The following is a 23,889-nucleotide window of genomic DNA, read 5'->3' as shown; positions in this document are numbered from 1 at the left end:
ACCGGGGAATGTGCCACCCCTAGGATCGGTTGCACCCACGCAACCCGAAGAGCCCGCACACCCCCGAAGAGTTGGAGCACCGCGCCCATGACGACCGAAGTCCGCAACGTGATCATCATCGGCTCCGGCCCGGCCGGCTACGCCGCGGCGACGTACGCCGCCCGCGCCAGCCTCGCGCCGCTGGTCTTCGAGGGATCGGTCACCGCGGGGGGTGCGCTGATGAACACCACCGAGGTGGAGAACTACCCCGGCTTCCGGGACGGGATCATGGGCCCCGCCCTCATGGACGAGATGCGCGGTCAGGCCGAGCGCTTCGGCGCCGAGCTGGTCCCCGACGACGTGGTCGAGGTCGACCTCACCGCCGAGCCCAAGGTGGTGCGCACCGCCACCGGCGAGTTCCACGCCCGCGCGGTCATCCTGGCCACCGGGTCGGGCTACCGCCGGCTGGACCTCCCCAACGAGGACGAGCTCTCCGGCCGGGGCGTGTCGTGGTGCGCCACCTGCGACGGGTTCTTCTTCCGCGACCAGCAGATCGCGGTCGTCGGCGGGGGCGACTCGGCCGTCGAGGAGGCCACCTTCCTCACCCGGTTCGGCGCCAAGGTCACCCTGATCCACCGCCGTGACGAGCTGCGGGCCTCCAAGATCATGCAGGAGCGGGCCTTCGCCGACCCGAAGCTCGAGATGGCCTGGAACTCCGAGGTCGCCGCGATCAACGGCACCGACCGGCTGGAGTCGCTCACCCTGCGCGACACCGTCACCGGCGAGGAGCGCCAGCTCGACGTGACCGGACTGTTCATCGCGGTCGGCCACGACCCGCGCTCGGAGCTGCTGGCCGGCCAGGTCGACCTCGACGACGGCGGCTACGTGCTCGTGGACCACCCCTCGACCCGCACCAACATCCCCGGGGTCTTCGCCTCCGGCGACCTGGTCGACCACAACTACCGCCAGGCGGTGACCGCGGCCGGGACCGGCTGCGCCGCCGCCCTGGACGCCGAGCGGTTCCTAGCCGCCCTGGACCACCAGGCCTCCACCGCCGGCGCCGCCGAGGCCACCGCGGAGGCGGCCGCAGAGGCGGAGGCGGTCGGCGAGGCCGTCCAGACGGCCGGCGCCTGACCGAGCGGCACCCCGTTCAGCCCCGTTCAGCCCGTTCAGACCCGCACCACCCCCGCCAAACCGGTGCCAACCCTTCGGGGAGCCACGACCCGCCTCCGCGGGCAGTGGCCGAGGAATGAACGTCGGTGGCTCGGTGTTCCATGACACCGAGCCACCCAGCACCAGTTCGCGACCCGGACCGACCGGGCCGCCAGGAAGGAAGAGACCGTGGGCAACATCGCAGCCGTGACCGACGCCGAGTTCGACGCCGAGGTCCTCAAGTCCGACAAGCCGGTCCTCGTGGACTTCTGGGCCGAGTGGTGCGGGCCGTGCCGCCAGGTGGGGCCGATCCTCGACGAGATCGCCGCCGAGCACGGCGACAAGATCACCTTCTACAAGATGAACGTCGACGAGAACCCGGTCACCCCGTCCAACTACCGGGTGAGCGGCATCCCGACGATCAACGTGTACCAGAACGGCGAGGTGGTCCGCTCGATCGTGGGCGCCAAGCCCAAGGGCGCGCTCCTCAACGAGCTGTCCGACTTCATCGCGTGAGGCGCTGCCGCGCCGGGGGCTGAGTGGCCTTCGGCGCGGCGCGCACCGGGCGCACCGCGCCCAACAGCTTCTCCAGGGCCTGCTCGACCTCGTCCTTCCAGGTGAGCGTCGAGCGCAGGTCCATCCGCATCCGCGGGTTCGTCGGGTGCGCCCGCTGGGTCTTGAAGCCCACCGCGGCCAGGAACCCGGCCGGGACGACGCAGGCCTCGGGCCGAACCTGCCGGGTGTCCCCGAACGCCTCGACGGCCCGGATCCCGCCGCGCTGGACGAGGTCCCGGGCCATCGCCTGGATCAGCACCCGGCCCAGCCCGCCACCGGCCGCGCGCGGGTCGACGTACACGGTGGTCAGCTGCACCGCGTCAGTGCTGACCGGCGCCGTCGGGAACGCCTGCGCCCCGGGCACGAACGCCGTCGGGGCGTAGATCGCGTAGCCCAGCGGTACGTCGTCCACGCTGAGCACCTGCCCGCAGGAGCCCCACTCGCGCAGGACCTCGGAGACCCACGCCTCCTTCTCCGCCAGCCGGTCCTCCGCGGCCACCCGGGTCCGCCGGACCGGGTCCAGCTCCCAGAACAGGCAGTCCCGGCACGGTCCGGGCAGGGTGGCCAGATCGTCGAGGGTGAGGCGTTTCGTCCTGCGGGACATGGCTCTCCGGGGGTCGGCACGCGGTGGGGCCGGAACGCACCCGGTGCTGCGCGGGGCCCCTCCATGGACCATGCTAGTGCCGTCATGAACGAGCTCTCCGCAGGCCACACCCGACTCGACTCCTACGTCGACCGGTACGCCGCGCGCACCCAGGGGATGACCGCCTCCGAGATCCGGGCGCTGTTCGCGGTGGCCAGCCGGCCCGAGGTGGTCTCGCTGGCCGGCGGGATGCCGAACATCTCGGGGCTCCCGCTCGACGTGGTCGGGGAGGCGATCGGGGACCTGATCCGCGACCACGGGCCGGTCGCGCTGCAGTACGGCTCCGGGCAGGGCGACCCCCGGCTGCGCGAGCAGATCACCGACGTCATGCGGCTCGAGGGCATCGAGGCGCACCCCGACGACGTCGTGGTCACCGTCGGCTCCCAGCAGGCCGTGGACCTGGTCACCCGGATCTTCTGCGACCCCGGTGACGTCGTGATCTGCGAGGCGCCGTCGTACGTCGGCGCGCTCGGGGTGTTCAAGTCCTTCCAGTGCGACGTCGTGCACGCCGAGATGGACGCCGACGGCCTGGTCCCGGAGGCCCTGCGGCAGGCGATCGTGGCGACCAAGGCCGCGGGCAAGACCATCAAGTTCCTCTACACGATCCCGAACTTCCACAACCCGGCCGGCGTGACCCTGTCCCTGCCCCGGCGCCGGGAGATCCTCGACATCTGCCGCGAGCACGACATCCTGGTGCTCGAGGACAACCCGTACGGGCTGCTCGGCTTCGATGCCGAGCCGATGCGGGCCCTGCGCGCCGACGAGGCGGAGGGCGTGATCTACCTCGGCTCGTTCTCGAAGACGTTCTCGCCCGGGATGCGGGTCGGCTGGGCGCTGGCCCCGCACGCGGTGCGCGAGAAGCTGGTCCTGGCACAGGAGTCGGCCACCCTGTGCCCGCCGGCGTTCAGCCAGATGGCGGTCTCGACGTACCTGACCTCGCACGACTGGCAGGGCCAGATCAAGCAGATGATCGAGATGTACCGCGACCGGCGGGACGCGATGATGGAGGCCCTGGAGGACTTCCTGCCCGCCTCCTGCACGTGGAACACGCCGAGCGGCGGGTTCTTCGTCTGGGTCGGCCTGCCGCCGGGCATCGACGCCAAGGCGATGCTGCCTCGCGCGGTGACCGCCCGGGTCGCCTACGTGCCGGGCACGGCGTTCTTCGCCGACGGCTTCGGCGCCGGCTCGATGCGGCTGTCCTTCTGCTACCCCACGCCGGAGCGGATCCGGGAGGGGGTACGCCGCCTGGCCGGCGTGCTCGAGGCGGAGATGGAGCTGCGCGAGATGTTCGGCGCCACCGCGACCGTCCCGGGTCTGCCCCGCAGCGGGTACGACGCCCCGAGCAGCGACCTGAGCTGAGGAGACCCCGTGCAGAACCCAGCAGAGAGCCCAACGCCCGGCCTGGCACCCGACCCGGCGCCGGTCGTGGCCGGCGGGTCCCGCGTCGGCGGCGGCCGGGTGGTCGTGCTCGCCGGCGGCCTCTCCCACGAGCGGGACGTCTCGCTGCGCTCGGGACGCCGGGTCGCGGAGGCCCTGCGCGGTGCCGGGGTGGCGGTCGAGGAGCGCGACGTCGACGCCACCCTGCTGGCCGCCCTGATGGCCGACCCGCCCGCCTGCGTGGTGCCGATGCTGCACGGCGAGACCGGTGAGGACGGGGCGATCCGGGAGGTCCTCGAGCTGGTCGGCCTGCCCTACGTCGGGGCGGCACCGGCCGCCTGCCGGGTGTCGTTCGACAAGCCGGTCGCGAAGACCATCGCCGCGCGCGCCGGCGTACGCACCCCGGAGTCGGTCTGCCTGCCGCACGAGACCTTCCGGGAGCTGGGGGCCGGCGCGGTGATGGGCTCGCTCGTCGAGCGTCTCGGGCTGCCGCTCATGGTCAAGCCGACCCGCAGCGGCTCGGCGCTGGGCTGCACCGTGGTCCACGACGCCGCCGAGCTGCCCTCGGCGATGGTGAACGCGTTCGCCTACGGGTCGGTGGCGCTGCTGGAGCAGTTCATCGAGGGCGAGGAGGTCGCGGTCCCGGTGGTCGACGACGGCACCGGTCCGCGGGCGCTGCCCGCGGTCGCCATCCAGCCGGACGGGGGCGTCTACGACTACACCGCCCGCTACACCGCCGGCAGCACCGAGTTCGTGGTGCCGGCGCCGCTCAGCGACGAGGCGACCGCCGAGTGCGCCCGGGTGGCCCTGACCGTCCACGAGGCGTTCGGGCTGCGCGACCTGTCCCGGTCGGACCTGATCGTGGACGCCGCCGGCGAGGTGTGGTTCCTCGAGGTCAACGTGGCGCCCGGCTTCACCGAGACCTCCACGGTGCCGCTCTCGGTCGGCGCCGCCGGTCTCGACCTGGGAGAGGTCATGAGCTCGCTCGTGCGGGCCGCGGTGGCACGCTAGCCTTCCCCCACCCGGGTGCCGCCGGCCTCGGCCCCTGTCCCTGTCGGACCCGGCGCTCCGGCGCACCCGCTCAGCCCCCCGTCGTACCCGCTCAACCAGGAGTCCCGATGCCCGACATCACCTACCCGATCGTGATCGCGGCCGCCAAGACCTGGTTCCGGCTCGGGGACATCGACATCCGCATGGACGGCACCGGGCACATCCCGCGCGAGGGCGGGGCGCTGTTGGCGGTCAACCACATCTCCTACGTGGACTACCTCATGGCCGGCTACCCGGGCGCCGAGCAGAAGCGGCTGACCCGGTTCATGGCCAAGCGGGAGGTCTTCGACAACCCCGTCGGGGGGCCGGTGATGCGCTCGTTCGGGCACATCTCCGTCGACCGGTCGGCCGGCCTCGCCTCGATGGACGTCGCCGCCGAGCAGCTGCGCCGCGGTGAGCTGGTCGGGATCTTCCCGGAGGCGACGATCTCGCGGTCGTTCCTGATCAAGGAGCTCAAGACCGGAGCGGCCCGGATCGCGGCCAAGGCCGAGGTGCCGCTGATCCCGGTGGTGCTGTGGGGCACGCAGCGGATGTACACCAAGGACCACCCGAAGGACTTCTCGCGGCACAAGACGGTGATCGTCAAGGTGGGTGAGCCGCTGCACCCCACCGGCACCGACCCACGCGCCGACACCGCCGAGCTGCAGCAACGCATGGAAACCCTGCTCGACCAGGCGATCACCGCCTACCCGGCCGAGGAGCAGCCCCCGGGCTCGTGGTGGCTCCCCGCGACGTACGGCGGCTCCGCGCCCACCCTCGAGGAGGCCGAGGCGCTCGACGCCGCCGAGAAGCGCCAGCGCGCCCAGCGCAAGGCCGCCAAGAAGCGCTGACCTCGGGTCGGGGTCTCGGAGGTCCTGGGAGCGCAAGACCGGCCATGTCATTCGCCCGCAAGCCTGGCCATGTCATTCGCCCGCAATTGTGGCCGTGTGACACATTTCTGCGCCAAAAACATGTCACACGGCCGCAATTGCGGCTGTTTGACAGGCGGCCATGAACTCAGTTCGGTCAGATCACCGATATGTCGACAAAGTGATATATCGCTCTGTTGCTAGATCGGCCTGTCGCGACGGTTGCGGGGGTCCATGATCTCGACGATCCGCTGCAGGTCGTCCATGGAGGCGAACTCGACGGTGATCTTGCCCTTGGACTTGCCGAGGTCGACCTTCACCCGGGTCTCGAAGCGGTCCGAGAGCCGGTCGGAGAGGTCGGTCAGCCCGGGGGCGGTCGGCTTGCGGCGGGTCACCCGCGGAGCGGAGCCCTCCTCGCCGACGGCGACGATCTCCTCCAGGCCGCGCACCGAGATCCCCTCGGCGACGACCCGCTGGGCGAGCTTGTCCTGGCGCTCGCCGTCGTCGACGGCGAGCAGCGACCGGGCGTGGCCGGCGGAGAGCACCCCGGCGGCGACCCGGCGCTGGACGGCCGGGGAGAGCCGCAGCAGTCGGAGCGTGTTGCTGATCTGCGGCCGGGAGCGGCCGATCCGCTGCGCCAGCTCGTCGTGCGTGCAGCCGAAGTCCTCGAGCATCTGCGAGTACGCCGCCGCCTCCTCGAGCGGGTTCAGCTGGGAGCGGTGCAGGTTCTCCAGCAGGGCGTCACGGAGCATGTCCACGTCGTCGGTCTGACGGACGATCGCGGGGATCTCGGTGAGGCCGGCCTGCTGGGCGGCGCGCCACCGGCGCTCGCCCATGATCAGCTCGTAGGCGTGCTCCCCCGTCCGGCGGACCACGACCGGCTGGAGCAGCCCCACCTCACGGATCGAGTGCACCAGCTCGCCCATGGCCTCCTCCTCGAAGACCTGGCGCGGCTGGCGCGGGTTGGGCGTGATCGCGGAGAGCGGCACCTCCGCGAAGTAGGCTCCCGCGACCGGCTCGAGCTCGCGGCCCCCGGATTCCGGGGCCCCGCCGTGCCCTCCGTCGTCCACGGTGGACCCCATGCCTGACCCCGACCGGGGTGCCGACGACGCGTCGCCACGGGGACGCCCGTCGGCGGCGAACGAGCCGCTGGGCTGGTCGCCCTCCCGGGTCGACGCCGACGCGTCCTCGGGGGGCGCCGTCGGGATCAGCGCGCCGAGGCCGCGTCCCAGGCCGCGTCGCTGTGGTTGCCGCTGGTTCATCGTGCTCCTCTGACTGCCATCTCGCGGGCCGCCTCCAGATAGCTCAGGGCCCCCGGCGAGCCCGGGTCGTAGGTCATGACGGTCTGCCCGTACGACGGGGCCTCCGAGATCCGCACCGAGCGCGGGATCGAGGTGCGCAGCACGGTCTCACCGAAGTGCTCGCGCACCTCGTCGGCGACGCCGGACGCCAGCCGGGTGCGGGCGTCGTACATCGTGATCAGGATCGTGGAGACGCTCAGCCGCTGGTTGAGGTGCTGGCGGACCATCTCCACGGTCTCCAGCAGCTGGCCCAGGCCCTCCAGCGCGTAGTACTCCGCCTGGATCGGGATCATCATCTCCTCGCCGGCCACCAGCGCGTTGAGCGTCAGCAGGCCGAGCGAGGGCGGGCAGTCGACCAGCACGTAGTCGAACCGCTCCTCCCCGGCCTCCGCGGCGGCACCCACGGCCGGATGGGCCTGGATCGCGCGGTAGAGCCGGCTCTCCCGGGCCACCACCGAGACCAGCTCGATCTCCGCGCCGGCTAGGTCGATCGTGGCCGGCACCACCGACAGCCCGGGCACCTCGGGGCTCTCGGTGATCACCTCGGCCAGGGTGGCGCCGTTCACGAGCAGGTCGTACGTCGAGGGCACGCCACGCCGGTGCTCCACCGAGAGGGCGGTCGAGGCGTTGCCCTGGGGGTCGAGGTCGATCACCAGGACCCGCTGACCGAGCTGGCACAGGGCGGCGGCCAGGTTCACCGTCGAGGTGGTCTTGCCGACCCCGCCCTTCTGGTTCGCCACCACCATCACCCGGGTGGCCGGTGGACGGGCCACGGCCGGCCGACCGTAGGCGGTGCGCCGGGCCAGCAGCGAGTGCTCCGCGGCCCGGGCCAACGGAGTGGTCTCGTCGGCGTAACCGGGCTCCAGCGAGGCGACATCGGCCGCGGTGCGGACCACGAATCCGGACGGCCCAGCTGATGTTTCACGTGAAACCACGGAATCCTCTTCCTGTGGATGAACTGGCCCCGTCTGTGGATAACCACGCTCAGCAGGCGGGGGAGCATCGGTGGATAACTGGGGTGCGGTCGGCTGGTCCTCGACGTCACGCTGATCTTCAGGCATGGTCACGACCTCCGCCGACGCGTCTTCCCGAGTGACTGGGAGCTTCCCGACGACGCCCCCGTGGCATCGGCACAACCTACCTGTCCGGACCGCCCGCGGGCCACCCGGACCAGCATCGTCGTCCGATCGAGCAGGCCGACCCCGGCCTCGTGCACCGTGGCCTCGCCGGCGCCCCACCGGGCCAGGGCCTCCGCGGAGTCGGCCAGCTCCTGCGCTGCCGAGCTCCCCTTCATCGCCACCATCGCCCCTCCGGGCGCCACGAGCGGCATCGACCAGCCCAGCAGCCGCTCCAACGGGGCGACGGCGCGGGAGGTCACCACGTCGTAGGTCTCCCGGCCGTGCAGCGACTCGGCCCGGCCCCGGTGGACCGAGACGGTGTCCAGGCCCAGGGCGGCGACGGCCTCCTCCAGGAAGGTGGTCCGCCGCAGCAGCGGCTCCACCAGGGTGATCCGCAGGTCCGGGCGGTGCAGCGCCAGCACCAGGCCCGGAAGGCCGGCCCCGCTGCCGAGGTCGCACACGGTCGAGCCCTCGGGCATCAGCTCGCCGGCGACCGCACAGTTGAGCAGATGGCGCTCCCACAGCCGGGGCACCTCACGAGGACCGATCAGCCCCCGCACCACCCCCGCATCGGCCAGCAGGGCGGCGTACTGCTGGACGCGGGGGAGCGACGCAGACGAGAACACCCTCCGGGCCACGTCCGGCGGGGCCGGCGGCTCGGAGGGTGTTTCACGTGAAACATCGCCCATCGGATCAGCCAGGTAGGACGACGACGTAGCGACGGGGCTCGACACCCTCGGACTCCGAGCTGTGGCCGGCGTCAGCCACCGCGTCGTGCACGACCTTCCGCTCGAACGGCGACATCGGGTCCAGCGACACCGGCTCGCCGGTCTTCTCGACCTCGGCGACGGTCTCCTGGGCCAGGACCACCAGGCGGGCCCTCTGGTCAGCGCGGTAGCCGCCGATGTCCAGCATCAGGCGGGAGCGCTCACCGGTCTCCCGGTACACCGCCAGCCGAGTCAGCTCCTGGAGCGCCTCGAGCACCTCGCCCTTGGCGCCGACCAGCTGGTCGAGCTCAGCGCCGACGATCGAGACCGCGGCCCGGTCACCCTCGACGTCCATGTCCAGGTCGCCGTCCAGGTCCGCGATGTCGAGCAGCTCCTCGAGGTAGTCCGCGGCGATGTCGCCCTCGGCCTCGAGTCGCTCGACCTTGCTCGGACGGCCGGCGCTGCCGGACGCGGAACCCTCGGTGTCCTCGGTGTCCTCGCGGTTCTCGTCCCCCCGGGCCTCGGGAGCCTCGTGCTCCTCGGTGTCGGTGGGTCGTTCAGTGGTCTCGGTCGCCTCGTCGCTCACGTGGCTCTCTCCTTCGACGTCGATGGGTCAGGAACGTTTCTTGGGTGGCTGCTTGCGCTGGCTACGGGGCTTGCGCTGCGGCTGCTGTCGCTTGGCCGGGCGAGGGGGCTCCGGCGCCGGCTCGATCATGGTGGAGCCCGGCTCCTCGACGACCGGGTGCCCCTTGCGGGCCGCCTTGTGGGCGTCCCGCTCCGCCTTCGCCTGCGCGGCGGGCGTCCCGGGAGCCGGGTTCCGCCGGATCACGTAGAACTGCTGGCTCATCGTCCACAGGTTCGAGACCGTCCAGTAGACGAGGACGCCGATCGGGAAGGCGACGCCGCCGACGGCGAAGACCACCGGCAGGACGTAGAGCAGCATCTTCTGTTGCTGCGCGTAGGGCCCGGTCATCGCGCTCTCGGGCATGTTCTTGGTCATCAGCTGGCGCTGGGTCAGGAAGGTGGTCACCAGCATCGCGAGCACGAAGAACAGGGCCATGATCTGGACGCCGATGTCGCCGTCCGCGGTGATGAAGGTCTTCGAGATCGGGACCCCGAACAGCTCGGCGTTGCCGAACTGCTCGGCCTGGCTCTTGCTCAGCACACCGCGCGGATCGCCGTCCGAGGCGGCGTCGAGCAGCCGGAACAGCGCGAAGAAGATCGGCATCTGCAGCAGGATCGGCAGGCAGGAGGCGAACGGGTTGGTGCCGGCGTCGCGGTAGAGCGCCATCGTCTCCTGTGCGAGCCGCTCCCGGTCGTGGCCGTACTTCTTCTGCAGCTCCTTGACCTTCGGCTGCAACATCTGCATGTTCCGCGAGGACTTGATCTGCTTGACGAACAGCGGGATCAGCGCCGCCCGGATCACCACCGTCAGCCCGACGATCGAGAGCACCCACGAGGCGCCACCGGCGGGCTCGAGGAGCTTGCTGATCACGTTGTGGAACCCGATCATGACCACCGAGATCACGTAGTACAGCGGCGTCATGATGAAGCTGCCGATGGCTCCGAAGAAGGACACTCAGGCTCCTAGCGTCTGCGAGGCGGATGCGGAACGGCGTGGCGGTACGGGGTCGTAGCCACCGCGTGCCCAGGGATGACAGCTGGCCAGGCGCCGGATCGAGAGCCAGCAGCCGCGGATCGCGCCGTGGACGGTGACCGCCTCCAGCGCGTACGCCGAGCAACTGGGATGGTACCGGCAGACCTGGCCGTAGAGGGGCGAGATCAGCAGCCGGTAGGCCTTGAGGAACCAGATGAGCGGGTACTTCACGCGCCGCTCACCCGCTCCAGGCAGCGGGCGAGGTCGCGGCCGAGGTCGCCGTACGACGCGGCGGCCGCCGGCGGCAGCGCCCGGATCACGAGCACAGCAGAGCCCGGGAGCGACGAGACGTGCTCCCGGGCGAGGTGTTTGAGTCGGCGCTTCACGCGATTGCGGTGCACAGCATTCCCGACCGCCTTGCTCACCACGAACCCGACGCGAGCCGGTCCCGGGCCGGCCTCGGCCTCCTGCGCCACCCGGAGGTGGACGACGAGGGTGCCGGAGCCGGCACGGCGGCCCTGCCTCGTGGCCAGGAGGAAGTCAGCGCTCGAGGTGAGTCGGTGCTCCCTGGCCAGCACGGCCGCTCGGATTCGTTCGGCGGCTCAGACGGCGAGCTTGCTGCGACCCTTGCGGCGGCGCGAGGAGAGGATCGAGCGCCCGGCGCGGGTCCGCATGCGCAGGCGGAAGCCGTGCACCTTGTGCCGGCGACGGTTGTTCGGCTGGTAAGTACGCTTGCTCACGTCGATCTCTTTCGATTGCGTGTCGGTTGCGGATGTCCACGTCCGGTGCCCGGGGGCAGGCAGCAACTTCGGCTGGCACCGCCCAGCCACGCATACGGGCCCGCGCACGGGCCTGGTCGTGGACATGCGGCACCGGTCGACACCGGCCAGACTGAGCAACGGTACGCGCTGCCCGGAGACAGGGTCAAACCAGCCGCCCGCCAGCCTGTGGATGAAGGCTTGCTCCGGCGTCGCTGCGCTTGTTACGTTCCCCTCCTCCGAGGTTCCCCGGCTCCCCGCCGACGGCCACGGTCCACACCGGCTGTGACCCCGCTCACAAGGCTCAGAAATGGGCTCTGAACTGGGAAGACGTGTTCGTGACCGCGGGCGGCGTGAGTCTTGGAGAGTGCTTGTCCACAGTCGGGCGAGCAGGTTCACAGCCTGTGGACAAAGTTGTGGACCAACTGCCTGCTCCGTGCCCTGCGGCGGCGCGACCGGTAGCAGAACGGAACGCGTCGGCCGGACCCGGTCGCCGATCGGAACGGGGAGAGGAATCTCGTGGAGAACGCACGCGGCCAGGGCGTCGACCTGGCCACCGTCTGGCGGGCCCTCGTCGACGACCTGCAGCCCAGCCAGCGGGCCTGGCTGCGCTCCAGCGAGCCGGTCACCCTGCACGAGCACACCGCGATCATCGCGGTCCCCAACGACTTCACCCGCCAGCAGCTCGAGGGCCGGCTGCGGACCCGCCTCGAGGACTCGCTCACCGACGCCTTCGGCCAGCAGGTGCGGATCGCGGTCACGGTCAACCCGCAGCTCGACGACGCCGGACCGCTCGAGGACCCCGAGGCGACCCACGCCCCGCACCCCTCCCACGCTGCCGCGCCCGAGCCGGAGCCCGCGCCGCTCCCCGAGCCGACAAGTCCCTTTATCGACATGTCGACCCATGCCCTCCAGGGAGCCGCGTCCGGCGCGCTCGAGACCCGGCTCAACCCGAAGTACGTCTTCGAGACCTTCGTGATCGGCTCGTCCAACCGGTTCCCGCACGCGGCCGCGGTCGCGGTGGCCGAGGCGCCGGGCAAGGCCTACAACCCGCTGCTGGTCTACGGCGACTCCGGCCTCGGCAAGACCCACCTGCTGCACGCGATCGGCCACTACGTGCGCTCGCTCTACCGCGGGGCGAAGGTGCGCTACGTCTCCAGCGAGGAGTTCACCAACGAGTTCATCAACGCGGTGAAGGACGGACGCACCGAGACCTTCCAGCGCCGCTACCGCGAGGTCGACGTCCTGCTCATCGACGACATCCAGTTCCTCGAGGGCAAGGACCGCACCCAGGAGGAGTTCTTCCACACCTTCAACACCCTCCACAACGCGAACAAGCAGATCGTGCTCACCTCCGACCGGGCACCCAAGCGGCTCGACCAGCTCGAGGACCGACTGCGCAGCCGGTTCGAGTGGGGCCTCATCACCGACGTCCAGCCGCCCGACCTGGAGACCCGGATCGCGATCCTGCGCAAGAAGGCGGCGATGGAGCGGATGACCGCGCCGCCCGAGGTGCTCGAGTTCATCGCCAGCAAGATCCAGACCAACATCCGCGAGCTCGAGGGCGCGCTGATCCGGGTCACGGCGTTCGCCAGCCTGAACCGGCAGGAGGTCGACCTCACCCTCGCCGAGATCGTCCTCAAGGACCTGATCCCCGAGGGCGGCGAGCCGGAGATCACCGCGGCCGCCATCATCGCCCAGACCGCCGCCTACTTCGGGGTCTCGATCGAGGACCTCACCGGCCCCAGCCGCGGCCGGCACCTGGTCCAGGGGCGGCAGATCGCGATGTACCTGTGCCGCGAGCTCACCGAGCTGTCGCTGCCCAAGATCGGCGCCCAGTTCGGCAACCGCGACCACACGACGGTGATGTACGCCGACCGGAAGATCAACCAGCTGCTCGCCGAACGCCGCTCGGTCTTCAACCAGGTCAGCGAGCTGACGAACCGGATCAAGATGCAGGCCCGCCAGAGCTGAGCCTGTGGAGAACCGGGGGCCAGGCCGGGACACACCTCGGGACGGCCTGTGGACGACCACACCGGACCCCGTGGGCGACCCGGGTCGTGCACACCGAGAACGTGTGGTTCCACCGCTCGATGCACAGGCCCTGTGCGCGTGGAAACGACCGCTGACCTGCGGTGACCCGAGTTCTCCACAGTTTCCACGGACCCTATGACAACGATGAGACCTATCTCTGGATCCTTGGACCGCGAACTCCCTGCGGGCCCCCTGCCTGGGGAGAACTCCCGGGCCGGAAGCACAGGATCCGCACCGAGCCTCCCCAGCCGCCCGGGTGCATGGCAGGATGCTCAGTCCACACGTGTCATGCACTAACCGGAGGCAAGAGAAACCGTGAAGTTCCGCGTCGAGCGCGACGTCCTCGCCGATGCCGTGGCCTGGGCCGCGCGCAGCCTGCCGGTCCGTCCGAGCGTGCCCGTCCTCGCCGGCCTCCTCATCGATGCCGGCAACGAGGGCCTGGTCCTCTCCACCTTCGACTACGAGACCTCGGCCCGCGCCACGCTCAGCGCCGAGGTGAGCGACGAGGGCCGCGCCCTGGTCAGCGGCCGGCTGCTCGCCGACATCTGCCGCAGCCTGCCGAACAAGCCCGTCGAGATGGTCATCGACGGGTCCCGGGTCTCGCTGACCTGCGGCTCGGCCCGGTTCAGCCTCCAGACGATGCCGGTCGAGGACTACCCCTCGCTGCCCGACATGCCCACCGCCACCGGCACCGTCGCCAGCGACGTCTTCGCGCACGCCGTCGCCCAGGCGGTCACCGCGGCCGGCCGCGACGACATGCTGCCGGTGCTCACCGGCGTCCGGCTCGAGATCGACGGCGGCACCATCTCGCTCCTGGCCACCGACCGGTTCCGGCTCTCGCACCGCGAGCTCGCCTGGGACCCCCGCACCCCCGACGAGTCGCTGGCCGCCCTGGTCCCCGCCAAGGTCCTCGCCGACACCGCCAAGTCGCTCACCTCCGGCAGCGAGGTGACGATCGCGCTGGCCGCCGGCGCCTCCGGTGAGGGGATCATCGGGTTCGAGGGCGCCGCGCCCGGCGGCGTACGCCGGACCACCACCCGGCTCCTGGACGGTGAGTTCCCCAAGGTCCGCAGCCTCTTCCCCAGCGAGCACCAGACGGTCGCCCGGGTCGACCGCAACGAGCTCATCGACTCGGTGAAGCGGGTGTCGCTGGTCGCGGAGCGCAACACCGCGGTCCAGCTCGCGTTCAGCGACGGCCAGCTCACCCTGGACGCCGGCTCCGGCGACGAGGCCCAGGCCAGCGAGGCCCTGGAGGCCACCATCGACGGCGAGGACATCACCACCGGCTTCAACCCGCAGTTCCTGCTCGACGGGCTGACCGCCATCGAGGCCTCCGTCGTCGAGCTGGCCTTCACCCAGGCCTCCAAGCCGGTCGTCATGAGCGGCACCACCGGTGACGGCACCTCCGGCGGCGCCAACGTCTTCCGCTACCTGCTCATGCCGCGGCGCCTCCTGTCCTGACCGCGGACCACCGCACGACCACCGGGAGGAACCCCGCCATGGACATCGGACTCGTCGGCCTGGGCAAGATGGGCGGCAACATGCGCGAGCGGCTCCGGCGCGCCGGGCACACCGTCGTCGGCTACGACCGCAACCCCGAGGTCAGCGACGTCGACTCGCTGGCGGACCTGGTCGAGGCGCTGCCCTCGCCCAAGGTGGTCTGGGTGATGGTGCCGGCCGGCGACCCGACCCGCGAGACCGTGGCGGCGCTGCGGGACCTGCTCGGCGAGGGCGACGTCGTCGTCGACGGCGGCAACTCGCGGTGGACCGACGACCTCGAGCACGCGGAGACCCTGGCTGAGGGCGGCGTCGGCTTCGTCGACTGCGGCGTCTCCGGCGGGGTCTGGGGCCTGGAGAACGGCTACGCGCTCATGGCCGGCGGCAGCGCCGAGGACGTCGCGAAGGTCCAGCCGGCCTTCGACGCGCTCAAGCCCGAGGGCGAGTTCGGCTGGGTGCACGCCGGCAGGGTCGGCGCCGGGCACTTCTCCAAGATGGTCCACAACGGCATCGAGTACGCCCTCATGCAGTCCTACGCCGAGGGCTTCGAGCTGCTCGAGAAGGTCGACATGGTCGACAACGTCACCGAGGTCTTCCGCTCCTGGCGGGAGGGGACGGTGATCCGGTCCTGGCTGCTGGACCTGCTGGTGGCCGCCCTCGACGACGACGAGGGCCTGGCCGGCATCCGCGGCTACGCCGACGACTCCGGCGAGGGCCGGTGGACGGTGGAGGCCGCGATCGAGAACGCGGTGCCGGCGCCGGCCATCTCCGCGGCACTCTTCGCCCGGTTCGTCTCCCGCCAGGACGAGAGCCCGGCGATGAAGGCGGTCGCCGCGATGCGCAACCAGTTCGGCGGGCACGCCGTCCAGGCGAGTGCTCCTCCCGGCGGGGACGTCGGCGAGGACAGCGCGCCGAGCTGATGGGCGAGGGCCGACCGGCGAGGCGCCGATCGGCGAGGGGCCGACCGGCGACCCGCGCCGGAGCGTGTGTGGCCGTGACCTCCCGCCGAGCCTAGGCTGAGCCCGTCCCCACCCGCCGGCAGGAATCCCCACGACGTGTTCGTCTCCCACCTCAGCCTCCACGACTTCCGCTCGTACGCCGCCCTCGAGCTGCCCCTCGAGCCGGGCGTCGTCGCGTTCGTCGGCCGGAACGGGCAGGGCAAGACCAACCTCGTCGAGGCGATCGACTACCTCTCCCGGCTGGCCTCGCACCGGGTCGCGTCCGAGGCGCCGCTGGTCCGGGCCGGTGCCGAGCAGGCGGTGGTGCGGGCGGCCGTGGTCAAGGACGGCCGGACCGCCGTCCTCGAGGTCGAGCTCAACCCCGGCCGGTCGAACCGGGCGCGGGTGAACCGGTCGCCGCTCCCCCGCCCCCGGGAGATCCTCGGCCTGGTCCGGACCGTGCTGTTCTCCCCCGAGGACCTCTCCCTCGTCAAGGGCGACCCGTCCGACCGGCGCCGCTTCCTCGACGACCTCATGGTGCTCCGCCAGCCCCGGTTCGCCGGCGTCCGCGCCGACTACGACCGGATCCTGCGGCAGCGCAACACGCTGCTGAAGACCGCCGGCGCCGCCCGGCGTGGCAGCTCCGGGCAGGACGGCGCCCTGGCCACGCTGGCGACGTGGGACGAGCACCTCGCCCGCACCGGCGCCCAGCTGCTCGCCGAGCGGCTGCAGCTGGTCGAGATGCTGCGCCCCTACGTCGGCAAGGCCTACGAGACCGTCGCCCGCGGCGCCAGCCGCGACGACGCCGACCTGGAGTACCGGCCGTCGTTCGCCCTGGACGGCGTGCTGCCCGAGCCGACCCCGCTCGAGGGCGCGCTGCTCGCCGAGCTGGAGCGGCGCCGCCGCGACGAGCTGGACCGCGGTGTCTCGCTGGTCGGCCCGCACCGCGACGAGCTGCTGCTCACCCTCGGCAGCGCCGAGACCCGGCTGCCGGTGAAGGGCTACGCCTCGCACGGCGAGTCGTGGTCGTTCGCGCTGGCGCTGCGGCTGGCCTCCTACGACCTGCTCCGCAGCGACGGCGACGACCCGATCCTGATCCTCGACGACGTCTTCGCCGAGCTCGACACCGCCCGCCGGCACCAGCTCGCGGAGCTGGTCGCGGGCGCCGAGCAGGTCCTGGTCACCGCCGCGGTGCCCGCCGACGTGCCCGAGGTGCTGGCCGGGATCCGGTACGTCGTCGGCGACGGCGAGGTGCGCCGTGAGTGACCAGCCGGATCCGGACCAGGAGAACGCGGACCGGCCGCACGAGGGGGCCGAGGCCGCAGGCCCAGCAGACGGGGACGAGCACGGACACGAGCACGAGGCCGACCACCAGGTCGAGCACCAGGACACCGGCCTGGACCTCGCCCGCTCGATCGCCCGCTCGATCGTGGGCGCTGCCCAGAACGCCCCCCGCCGCCCGGGCCGGCGCCGCGGCGGCGAGGGCTCCGGTGGCCGGTCCGGCCAGCCCGGTCGCCAGCCCGGTCGGGGTCGGCCGCGCACCTCCGGGGCCTTCCCCGACGAGCGCGACCCCCAGCTGCTCGACACCAGCCTGGGTCGGCTCGTCTCCGACCAGGGCTGGGCGATGGACCTGAAGGTGCGCGGCGTCTTCGGCCGCTGGTCCCAGATCGTGGGCGAGGAGGTCTCCCAGCACTGCGCCCCGACCGGACTGGTGGACGGGCGGCTCACGGTGCGCGCCGACTCGACCGCGTGGGCGACCCAGCTCCGGCTGCTCGCCCCCACCCTGGTGCGCCGGCTCAACGAGGAGCTCGGGCACGGCTCGGTGACCGTGATCGACGTCGAGGGACCGAACCTCCCGTCCTGGAAGAAGGGCCGGCTCGGCAGCCGCGACGGGCGCGGTCCGCGGGACACCTACGGCTGACGACGTGCCGATCCGGCGGCCGCACGTCCGTATCGGGACCCATCGGGACCCCTGCGCGGCGCTTGTGGAGCCGCTCAGGGGGCCCCTCGCACGGATTTCCTCCACAGATCCCCCCGTTCCTGGACCGCGTGCGTGGATCCAGGGCCTCTCACGGGTACCATGAGACGAGGTCGCCCGCTCCCGTAGCCGCGACCTTCTGCATGCCGGCACCCGGTCGGCGCACCAGCCAGGGACGAACAGAAGAAGGTGCTCGTGTCGCAACCCGACGAGGTCTCCACGTCGACCACCCGCTCGCAGGACGCTCCCCCGGTCGGCACGGCGTACGACGCCTCCGCGATCCAGGTGCTCGAGGGTCTGGAGGCGGTGCGCAAGCGGCCCGGCATGTACATCGGCTCCACCGGTGAGCGGGGCCTGCACCACCTGATCTGGGAGATCGTCGACAACGCGGTGGACGAGGCGCTGGCCGGTCACTGCGACCGGATCGTGCTCACGCTCGGCGCCGACGGCAGCATCCAGGTCGAGGACAACGGCCGCGGCATCCCGACCGACACCGCGCCCGGGCAGGAGCTGCCCGCGGTGACGATGGCGCTGACGATGCTGCACGCCGGCGGCAAGTTCGGCGGCGGCGGCTACAAGGTCTCCGGCGGTCTGCACGGCGTCGGCGTCTCGGTGGTCAACGCGCTCTCGAGCCGGCTGACGGTCGAGGTCCGCAACCGCGGCCACCTGTGGCGGCAGGGCTTCCAGCTCGGCATCCCCGACGGGCCGCTGGAGCAGGTGCGCCCCCTCGAGGACGGCGAGGGCACCGGGACGACGGTCCGCTACTGGGCCAGCGAGGACATCTTCGAGACCACGACGTACTCGCTGGAGACGGTGACCAACCGGATCCGCGAGATGGCGTTCCTCAACAAGGGCCTGGAGATCGTGGTCCGCGACGAGCGGCCCTCGGCGATCGAGGTGGCCGAGGCGGTCGAGGACGAGACCGTCTCCGCGGACGTCGACCAGGCCGGCAGTGACGCGATCCACCGCGGCGACGGCGGCGGGATCGAGCGCACCTTCTGCTACCAGCGCGGGCTGGTCGACTACGTCGAGCACCTCAACCGGCGCAAGGACAAGGCCAACCCGAGCGTGATCTCGTTCGAGGCCGAGACCCCGGAGTCGGCCGAGAACCACATGAGCCTCGAGGTGGCGATGCAGTGGAACACCTCGTTCACCGAGTCGGTCCACACCTTCGCCAACACCATCAACACCCACGAGGGCGGCACCCACGAGGAGGGCTTCCGGGCCGCGCTGACCTCCCTGGTCAACCACTGGGGCGAGGAGTGGGGGCTGATCAAGAAGCGCGAGGACCGGGTCTCCGGCGACGACATCCGCGAGGGCCTGACCGCGATCATCTCGATCAAGATGGGCGAGCCGCAGTTCGAGGGCCAGACCAAGACCAAGCTCGGCAACACCGAGGCCAAGGGCTTCGTCCAGCGGATCATGAACGACCAGCTCGGTGCCTGGCTGGAGGAGAACCCGGCCGAGGGTCGTGACATCGTCCGCAAGTCCCAGGCCGCGGCCTCGGCGCGGATGGCGGCCCGCAAGGCCCGCGACCTGGCCCGCAGCCGCAAGGGCCTGCTCGGCGGAGGCGGCCTGCCGGGCAAGCTGTCGGACTGCCAGTCGACCAACCCGGCCGAGTGCGAGGTCTTCATCGTCGAGGGCGACTCGGCCGGCGGCTCGGCCCGCCAGGGGCGCGAGCCGCGGGTGCAGGCGATCCTGCCGATCCGCGGCAAGATCCTGAACGTCGAGAAGGCCCGCATCGACAAGGTCCTCGCCAACGCCGAGGTCCAGGCGATCATCTCCGCGCTCGGCACCGGCATCCACGAGGAGTTCGACCTCGACAAGCTGCGCTACCACAAGGTGGTGCTCATGGCCGACGCCGACGTCGACGGCCACCACATCAACACCCTGCTGCTGACGCTGCTGTTCCGGTTCATGCGCCCGCTCATCGAGCACGGGTACGTCTACATGGCGCAGCCGCCGCTCTACCGGATCCGCTGGAACAAGCCGGCCGAGCACGAGTTCGTCTACTCCGACGCCGAGCGCGAGGCGCTGACCCGCGACGGTCTCGCCCAGGGCAAGAAGCTGCCCAAGGAGAACCCGGTCCAGCGCTACAAGGGCCTCGGCGAGATGAACGCCGAGGAGCTGTGGAGCACGACGATGAACCCCGACCAGCGGCTGATGCTCCAGGTCACCCTCGACGACGCCGCGCAGGCGGACGAGATCTTCTCGGTGCTCATGGGCGAGGACGTCGAGCAGCGCCGCTCGTTCATCCAGCGCAACGCCAAGGACGTCCGGTTCCTCGACATCTGAGCGAGCTCAGCCGACTATCCGGCTTTCTTGTCCTTCCACTAGACATCCGTAGAACCATGGAGAGAGACGAATCGTGACCGAGACCCCCACCGACGGCGGCACCCCTGCGGGCCCGGGCGGCCGGATCGAGCCCATCGAGCTCCAGACCTCGATGCAGCGCGCCTACATCGACTACGCGATGGCGGTCATCGTCGGCCGGGCGCTGCCCGACGTACGGGACGGGCTGAAGCCGGTTCACCGCCGGGTGCTCTACGCGATGTACGACGGGGGCTACCGGCCCGACCGCGGCTTCTCGAAGTGCTCGCGCGTCGTCGGCGACGTGATGGGTCAGTACCACCCGCACGGCGACACCGCGATCTACGACACCCTGGTCCGGCTCGCCCAGCCGTGGGTGATGCGCGCGCCGCTGGTCAACGGCCAGGGCAACTTCGGCTCGCCCGGCAACGACTCCGCGGCCGCGATGCGTTACACCGAGTGCCGGATGGCGCCGCTCGCGCTGGAGATGGTGCGCGACATCGAGCAGGACACCGTCGACTTCCAGCCCAACTACGACGGCCGGTCGCAGGAGCCGACGATCCTGCCCTCGCGCTACCCGAACCTGCTGGTCAACGGCTCGGCCGGGATCGCGGTCGGGATGGCGACCAGCATCCCGCCGCACAACCTGCGCGAGGTCGCCGAGGGGGCCCGCTGGGCGCTGGACCACCCCGACGCCAGCCGCGAGGAGCTCCAGGACGCACTCGTGGAGCGGATCAAGGGCCCCGACTTCCCCAACGGCTCGCTGATCGTGGGCCGCGACGGCATCGAGCAGGCCTACCGCACCGGCCGCGGCTCGGTCACCCAGCGCGCGGTCATCGAGATCGACGAGGACAACCGGGGCCGCACCTGCCTGGTGATCTCCGAGCTGCCCTACATGGTCAACCCGGACAACCTGGCCCTGAAGATCGCCGAGCTCGCCGACTCCGGCAAGGTCCAGGGGATCTCCGACGTCCGCGACGACTCCTCCGGGCGCACCGGGCAGCGGCTGGTCGTCGTGCTGCGTCGCGACGCCGTCGCCCGGGTGGTGCTCAACAACCTGCTCAAGCACACCGAGCTGCAGACCAACTTCAGCGCGAACATGCTGGCCCTGGTCGACGGCGTGCCGCGCACGCTGACGATCGACCAGTTCATCAGCAACTGGGTGGCCCACCAGATCGAGGTCATCCAGCGCCGGACCCGCTACCGGCTCGCCGAGGCCGAGCGCCAGGCCCACGTCTACCGCGGCCTGGTGAAGGCGCTCGACGCCCTCGACGAGGTGATCGCGCTGATCCGCCGCTCCCCCGACGTCGACGAGGCGCGCACCGGGCTGATGGAGCTGCTCGAGATCGACGACATCCAGGCGCAGGCGATCCTGGACATGCAGCTTCGGCGGCTGGCGGCGCTGGAGCGGCAGAAGATCATGGACCGGCTCGCCGAGCTGGAGACGATCATCGCCGACCTCGAGGACATCCTCGCCAACGATGCCCGGCAGCGGCAGATCGTCGCCGACGAGCTCGAGGAGATCGTCGAGAAGTACGGCAACGAGCGGCGCACCCAGATCATCGCCGCGGACGGGGACCTCTCGATGGAGGACCTGATTCCCGATGAGGAGCTGGTCGTCACGATCACCCGCGGTGGGTACGCCAAGCGCACCCGCGCCGACCAGTACCGCACGCAGAAGCGCGGCGGGAAGGGCGTGCGCGGAGCCACGCTGCGCGGTGACGACGTGGTGGAGCACTTCATCGCCACCTCGAACCACCACTGGCTGCTCTTCTTCACCACGGCCGGTCGGGTCTACCGCACCAAGGCCTACAACCTCCCCGAGGCCTCCCGCGACGCCAAGGGCGGGCACGTGGCCGGGCTGCTGTCCTTCCAGCCCGACGAGTCGATCGCCCAGGTGCTGGCGATCCGCGACTACGAGCAGGCGCCGTACCTCGTGCTGGCCACCCGCAGCGGCCTGGTCAAGAAGACCCGGCTCGGGGACTACAACAGCCCGCGCCAGGCCGGCGTGATCGCGATCAACTTCCGTGAGGACGACGACGAGCTGATCGGCGCCGAGCTGGTCGACTCCGCCGACGACATCCTGCTGGTCTCGCGGCGCGGCCAGGCGATCCGGTTCCGGGCCGACGACACCCAGCTGCGGCCGATGGGCCGGGCCACCTCCGGTGTCGCTGGCATGAAGTTCCGCGACGGCGACTCGGTGCTCTCGATGTCGGTGATCCGGGCCTCGCAGGTCGCTGCCGAGGAGGCCGCCGAGGAGGCGGTCGAGGCCGCAGTCGATCCTGGGGATCCCTCCGTCGGAGAGCCGACCGCGGAGCAGGTGGAGGAGCAGCTGCCCGCCGAGGTGCGCACGCAGTACGTCTTCACGATCACCGACGGCGGCTTCGCCAAGCGGTCGCGGATCAGCGACTACCGCCTGCAGTCGCGCGGTGGCATCGGGATCAAGGCGATGGCGCTCACCAACGAGGACCGCGGCGGACTGGTCGGCGCCTTCATCGTCGAGGACGGCGACGAGGTGCTCTCGATCACCAACGGCGGCCAGGTCGTCCGCAGCCCGATCAACGCCGACTTCCGGCCGACCGGGCGCTCGACGATGGGGGTCAAGTTCGTCTCCCCCAAGTCCGGGGACGCGGTGGCCGTCGTCGCCCGCTCGGTCGAGGCCCGGGTCGAGGAGGCCGTCGAGGAGGCGGCCGAGGAGGCGGCCGAGTCGGATGCTGCCGGCGCGCCCGCAGCCCCGGCCGATGAGGTGGCCGATGACGCCGCCACTGACGCCGCTGGAAGCGACGCCACCGAGGGGGATGCAACAATCGGCAGCGACGACGCCCCCGGGGAGAGTGACGCCTGATGACCGAGAAGACCAAGACCAAGGCCACCAAGGCCCCCGGCTCGGCGACCCTCGGCGAGCGGATCAGCGGAGCCTTCTCGACGGCCGCCGACGAGATGCGGGCCAGCGCCAACCCGGAGTCCAAGCAGCACGCCGAGCAGGCCGCCAAGACGTCGGGCGGCCGGCGCCCCCGGCGGGCCCGGCTCCGGCTGACCCGGATCGACCCGTGGTCGGTGATGAAGACCTCCTTCCTGCTCTCGGTCGCCTTCGGCATCGTCACCGTGGTCGCGGTCTTCATCGTCTGGTCGGTGCTCGGCGCGGCCGGGGTCTGGGAGTCGGTGGACCAGATGGTGGCCGACGTGATCGGCGGCGAGTCGACGACGAACTTCGCGATCGAGGACTACCTCGGCACCTCGCGGGTGCTCGGCTTCACGATGCTGGTCGCGGTGATCGACGTGGTGCTGCTGACCGCGATCGCGACCCTGGGTGCCTTCCTCTACAACATGGCCGCCGCCCTGCTCGGCGGCGTCGAGCTGACCCTCGCAGAGGATGAGCGCTGACCCGACCCGCCGCCGACCCGTCGCTTGTGTCGGGCCGGATCGCGCCGACCCGTCGCGTGTGTCGGGCCTGAATGCGTCGACCCGTCGCATGTGTCGGGCCTGATCGCGTCGACCCGTCGCTTGTGTCGGCGGCCGCGCACCCCGTTTTGTCGCCGCCGCGACGGGTGGGGTAATCTTCCCCGTCGGTTCACCCCGACCCCGGGCCTATAGCTCAGACGGTTAGAGCGCTTCCCTGATAAGGAAGAGGTCACAGGTTCAAGTCCTGTTAGGCCCACCGCCACGCACCCGGACATCGATCGAGGGGAACCACCGTGAAGAAGCTCTTCCTGCTCGCCCTGGCCGCGGCCGGCGCCGTCCTCGCCAACAAGAAGATGGCCGAGTCCAAGCGCGAGCAGGCCCTGTGGGCGGCCGCGACCGACGACGTCCCCCGCAGCTGATCCGGGTCGGCGCTGCCGACGGATCACGGGGCCTTGGCGCAATTGGTAGCGCACCTGCTTTGCAAGCAGGGGGTTAGGGGTTCGAGTCCCCTAGGCTCCACACTGTGATGAGTCGCGACATGGGTCTCGCCTGAGTCGCGACATGGGTCACTGAGGAGCCCCGGGCCATCGGCCCGGGGTTCTTTGTGTGTTGCGCCAGTAGGTCTTGGTGGGGTCGATGTGGTGG

General features: G+C 71.2%; 23 protein-coding genes and 2 tRNA genes. 16 read left to right on the top strand and 9 right to left on the bottom strand.

Features of this window, described 5'->3' with window-relative positions:
* The first annotated feature begins 87 nt into the window (after positions 1 to 87).
* Positions 88 to 1,113 carry a thioredoxin-disulfide reductase gene (gene trxB / locus IE331_RS15325; RefSeq protein ID WP_192144343.1) on the top strand — a complete coding sequence of 342 codons (1,026 nt, stop codon included), beginning with the start codon at positions 88 to 90 and terminating at the stop codon, positions 1,111 to 1,113.
* A gap of 207 nt (positions 1,114 to 1,320) precedes the next feature.
* Positions 1,321 to 1,647, top strand: coding sequence for a thioredoxin (gene trxA, locus IE331_RS15320; protein ID WP_318646836.1), 327 nt, complete (start codon positions 1,321 to 1,323; stop codon positions 1,645 to 1,647).
* Here the strand turns inward: trxA and IE331_RS15315 are convergent.
* The gene (locus tag IE331_RS15315) at positions 1,637 to 2,290 is read right to left on the bottom strand and encodes a GNAT family N-acetyltransferase (RefSeq protein ID WP_192144342.1); all 654 of its coding nucleotides are present in this window, start codon (positions 2,288 to 2,290) and stop codon (positions 1,637 to 1,639) included. The genes trxA and IE331_RS15315 overlap by 11 nt on opposite strands.
* Before the next feature lie 84 nt (positions 2,291 to 2,374).
* Between IE331_RS15315 and IE331_RS15310 the strand changes: the two genes are divergently transcribed.
* The 3 genes from IE331_RS15310 (at position 2,375) to IE331_RS15300 (ending at position 5,586) form a co-directional block, all read left to right on the top strand.
* Complete coding sequence (locus IE331_RS15310) at positions 2,375 to 3,688, top strand: aminotransferase-like domain-containing protein (RefSeq protein ID WP_192144341.1); 1,314 nt, start codon at positions 2,375 to 2,377, stop codon at positions 3,686 to 3,688.
* Between the two features lie 99 nt (positions 3,689 to 3,787).
* A complete protein-coding gene (locus IE331_RS15305) occupies positions 3,788 to 4,717 on the top strand; it encodes a D-alanine--D-alanine ligase family protein (protein ID WP_318646845.1) in 930 nt (309 codons plus the stop codon).
* Positions 4,718 to 4,824: 107 nt separating this feature from the next.
* Positions 4,825 to 5,586 carry a lysophospholipid acyltransferase family protein gene (locus tag IE331_RS15300; RefSeq protein ID WP_192144340.1) on the top strand — a complete coding sequence of 254 codons (762 nt, stop codon included), beginning with the start codon at positions 4,825 to 4,827 and terminating at the stop codon, positions 5,584 to 5,586.
* 218 nt (positions 5,587 to 5,804) lie between these two features.
* Here IE331_RS15300 and IE331_RS15295 read toward each other — a convergent pair whose 3' ends face one another.
* The 8 genes from IE331_RS15295 to rpmH form a co-directional block, all read right to left on the bottom strand.
* Entirely contained in the window at positions 5,805 to 6,866 is a 1,062-nt protein-coding gene (locus tag IE331_RS15295) for a ParB/RepB/Spo0J family partition protein (RefSeq protein WP_192144339.1), read from the bottom strand.
* Positions 6,863 to 7,801 (bottom strand): ParA family protein, encoded by a 939-nt coding sequence (locus IE331_RS15290; protein WP_318646835.1) that lies wholly within the window; start codon positions 7,799 to 7,801, stop codon positions 6,863 to 6,865. Before IE331_RS15290 ends, IE331_RS15295 begins: the two co-directional genes overlap by 4 nt.
* Before the next feature lie 167 nt (positions 7,802 to 7,968).
* Positions 7,969 to 8,649, bottom strand: a complete 681-nt coding sequence (rsmG, locus tag IE331_RS15285) for a 16S rRNA (guanine(527)-N(7))-methyltransferase RsmG (protein WP_201931836.1) — start codon at positions 8,647 to 8,649, stop codon at positions 7,969 to 7,971.
* Between the two features lie 67 nt (positions 8,650 to 8,716).
* On the bottom strand, positions 8,717 to 9,145 hold the full coding sequence (locus IE331_RS15280) for a Jag family protein (protein WP_318646844.1): 429 nt from the start codon (positions 9,143 to 9,145) through the stop codon (positions 8,717 to 8,719).
* A 198-nt stretch (positions 9,146 to 9,343) separates the two neighbouring features.
* The gene (yidC, locus tag IE331_RS15275) at positions 9,344 to 10,309 is read right to left on the bottom strand and encodes a membrane protein insertase YidC (RefSeq protein WP_192144335.1); all 966 of its coding nucleotides are present in this window, start codon (positions 10,307 to 10,309) and stop codon (positions 9,344 to 9,346) included.
* On the bottom strand, positions 10,310 to 10,558 hold the full coding sequence (gene yidD / locus IE331_RS15270; protein ID WP_192144334.1) for a membrane protein insertion efficiency factor YidD: 249 nt from the start codon (positions 10,556 to 10,558) through the stop codon (positions 10,310 to 10,312).
* Complete coding sequence (gene rnpA / locus IE331_RS15265; RefSeq protein ID WP_192144333.1) at positions 10,555 to 10,905, bottom strand: ribonuclease P protein component; 351 nt, start codon at positions 10,903 to 10,905, stop codon at positions 10,555 to 10,557. Before rnpA ends, yidD begins: the two co-directional genes overlap by 4 nt.
* Positions 10,906 to 10,929: 24 nt before the next feature.
* Complete coding sequence (rpmH, locus tag IE331_RS15260) at positions 10,930 to 11,067, bottom strand: 50S ribosomal protein L34 (RefSeq protein WP_192144332.1); 138 nt, start codon at positions 11,065 to 11,067, stop codon at positions 10,930 to 10,932.
* A 537-nt stretch (positions 11,068 to 11,604) separates the two neighbouring features.
* On the opposite strand from rpmH, the gene dnaA reads away from it, so the two are divergent.
* From dnaA to IE331_RS15210, 11 genes are all read left to right on the top strand, one after another.
* Positions 11,605 to 13,059: a chromosomal replication initiator protein DnaA gene (gene dnaA / locus IE331_RS15255; RefSeq protein ID WP_192144331.1), complete on the top strand. Its 1,455-nt coding sequence runs from the start codon at positions 11,605 to 11,607 to the stop codon at positions 13,057 to 13,059.
* A gap of 375 nt (positions 13,060 to 13,434) precedes the next feature.
* Positions 13,435 to 14,580 carry a DNA polymerase III subunit beta gene (gene dnaN / locus IE331_RS15250; protein ID WP_192144330.1) on the top strand — a complete coding sequence of 382 codons (1,146 nt, stop codon included), beginning with the start codon at positions 13,435 to 13,437 and terminating at the stop codon, positions 14,578 to 14,580.
* Positions 14,581 to 14,618: 38 nt separating this feature from the next.
* A complete protein-coding gene (gene gnd / locus IE331_RS15245) occupies positions 14,619 to 15,536 on the top strand; it encodes a phosphogluconate dehydrogenase (NAD(+)-dependent, decarboxylating) (RefSeq protein ID WP_192144329.1) in 918 nt (305 codons plus the stop codon).
* A 135-nt stretch (positions 15,537 to 15,671) separates the two neighbouring features.
* Positions 15,672 to 16,820, top strand: a complete 1,149-nt coding sequence (recF, locus tag IE331_RS15240; RefSeq protein WP_192144328.1) for a DNA replication/repair protein RecF — start codon at positions 15,672 to 15,674, stop codon at positions 16,818 to 16,820.
* Positions 16,813 to 17,475: a DUF721 domain-containing protein gene (locus IE331_RS15235; RefSeq protein ID WP_201931834.1), complete on the top strand. Its 663-nt coding sequence runs from the start codon at positions 16,813 to 16,815 to the stop codon at positions 17,473 to 17,475. Before recF ends, IE331_RS15235 begins: the two co-directional genes overlap by 8 nt.
* A 252-nt stretch (positions 17,476 to 17,727) precedes the next feature.
* On the top strand, positions 17,728 to 19,827 hold the full coding sequence (gene gyrB / locus IE331_RS15230) for a DNA topoisomerase (ATP-hydrolyzing) subunit B (protein ID WP_192144327.1): 2,100 nt from the start codon (positions 17,728 to 17,730) through the stop codon (positions 19,825 to 19,827).
* Positions 19,828 to 19,900: 73 nt separating this feature from the next.
* Positions 19,901 to 22,687 carry a DNA gyrase subunit A gene (gene gyrA, locus IE331_RS15225; RefSeq protein ID WP_192144326.1) on the top strand — a complete coding sequence of 929 codons (2,787 nt, stop codon included), beginning with the start codon at positions 19,901 to 19,903 and terminating at the stop codon, positions 22,685 to 22,687.
* The gene (locus IE331_RS15220) at positions 22,687 to 23,226 is read left to right on the top strand and encodes a DUF3566 domain-containing protein (RefSeq protein WP_192144325.1); all 540 of its coding nucleotides are present in this window, start codon (positions 22,687 to 22,689) and stop codon (positions 23,224 to 23,226) included. The genes gyrA and IE331_RS15220 overlap by 1 nt, the downstream gene beginning before the upstream one ends.
* Positions 23,227 to 23,426: 200 nt before the next feature.
* Positions 23,427 to 23,500 (top strand) — tRNA-Ile (locus IE331_RS15215).
* A gap of 37 nt (positions 23,501 to 23,537) precedes the next feature.
* Positions 23,538 to 23,663, top strand: coding sequence for a DLW-39 family protein (locus IE331_RS16635; RefSeq protein WP_318646834.1), 126 nt, complete (start codon positions 23,538 to 23,540; stop codon positions 23,661 to 23,663).
* Positions 23,664 to 23,690: 27 nt separating this feature from the next.
* A tRNA-Ala gene (locus IE331_RS15210) sits at positions 23,691 to 23,763 on the top strand.
* Positions 23,764 to 23,889: the final 126 nt, after the last annotated feature.

This window comes from Nocardioides donggukensis, assembly GCF_014842875.1.
Lineage (GTDB): Bacteria > Actinomycetota > Actinomycetes > Propionibacteriales > Nocardioidaceae > Nocardioides > Nocardioides donggukensis.
This window is presented reverse-complemented; position numbering and strand designations above follow the sequence as displayed.

What these genes read in the sequence shown, in the direction of transcription:
- IE331_RS15220 (WP_192144325.1), top strand. Translation starts at nt 22,687, where the DNA reads ATGACCGAGAAGACCAAGACCAAGGCCACCAAGGCCCCCGGCTCGGCG.
- IE331_RS15310 (WP_192144341.1), top strand. Translation starts at nt 2,375, where the DNA reads ATGAACGAGCTCTCCGCAGGCCACACCCGACTCGACTCCTACGTCGAC.
- IE331_RS15295 (WP_192144339.1), bottom strand. Translation starts at nt 6,866, where the DNA reads ATGAACCAGCGGCAACCACAGCGACGCGGCCTGGGACGCGGCCTCGGC.
- IE331_RS15315 (WP_192144342.1), bottom strand. Translation starts at nt 2,290, where the DNA reads ATGTCCCGCAGGACGAAACGCCTCACCCTCGACGATCTGGCCACCCTG.
- gnd (WP_192144329.1), top strand. Translation starts at nt 14,619, where the DNA reads ATGGACATCGGACTCGTCGGCCTGGGCAAGATGGGCGGCAACATGCGC.
- trxB (WP_192144343.1), top strand. Translation starts at nt 88, where the DNA reads ATGACGACCGAAGTCCGCAACGTGATCATCATCGGCTCCGGCCCGGCC.
- IE331_RS15300 (WP_192144340.1), top strand. Translation starts at nt 4,825, where the DNA reads ATGCCCGACATCACCTACCCGATCGTGATCGCGGCCGCCAAGACCTGG.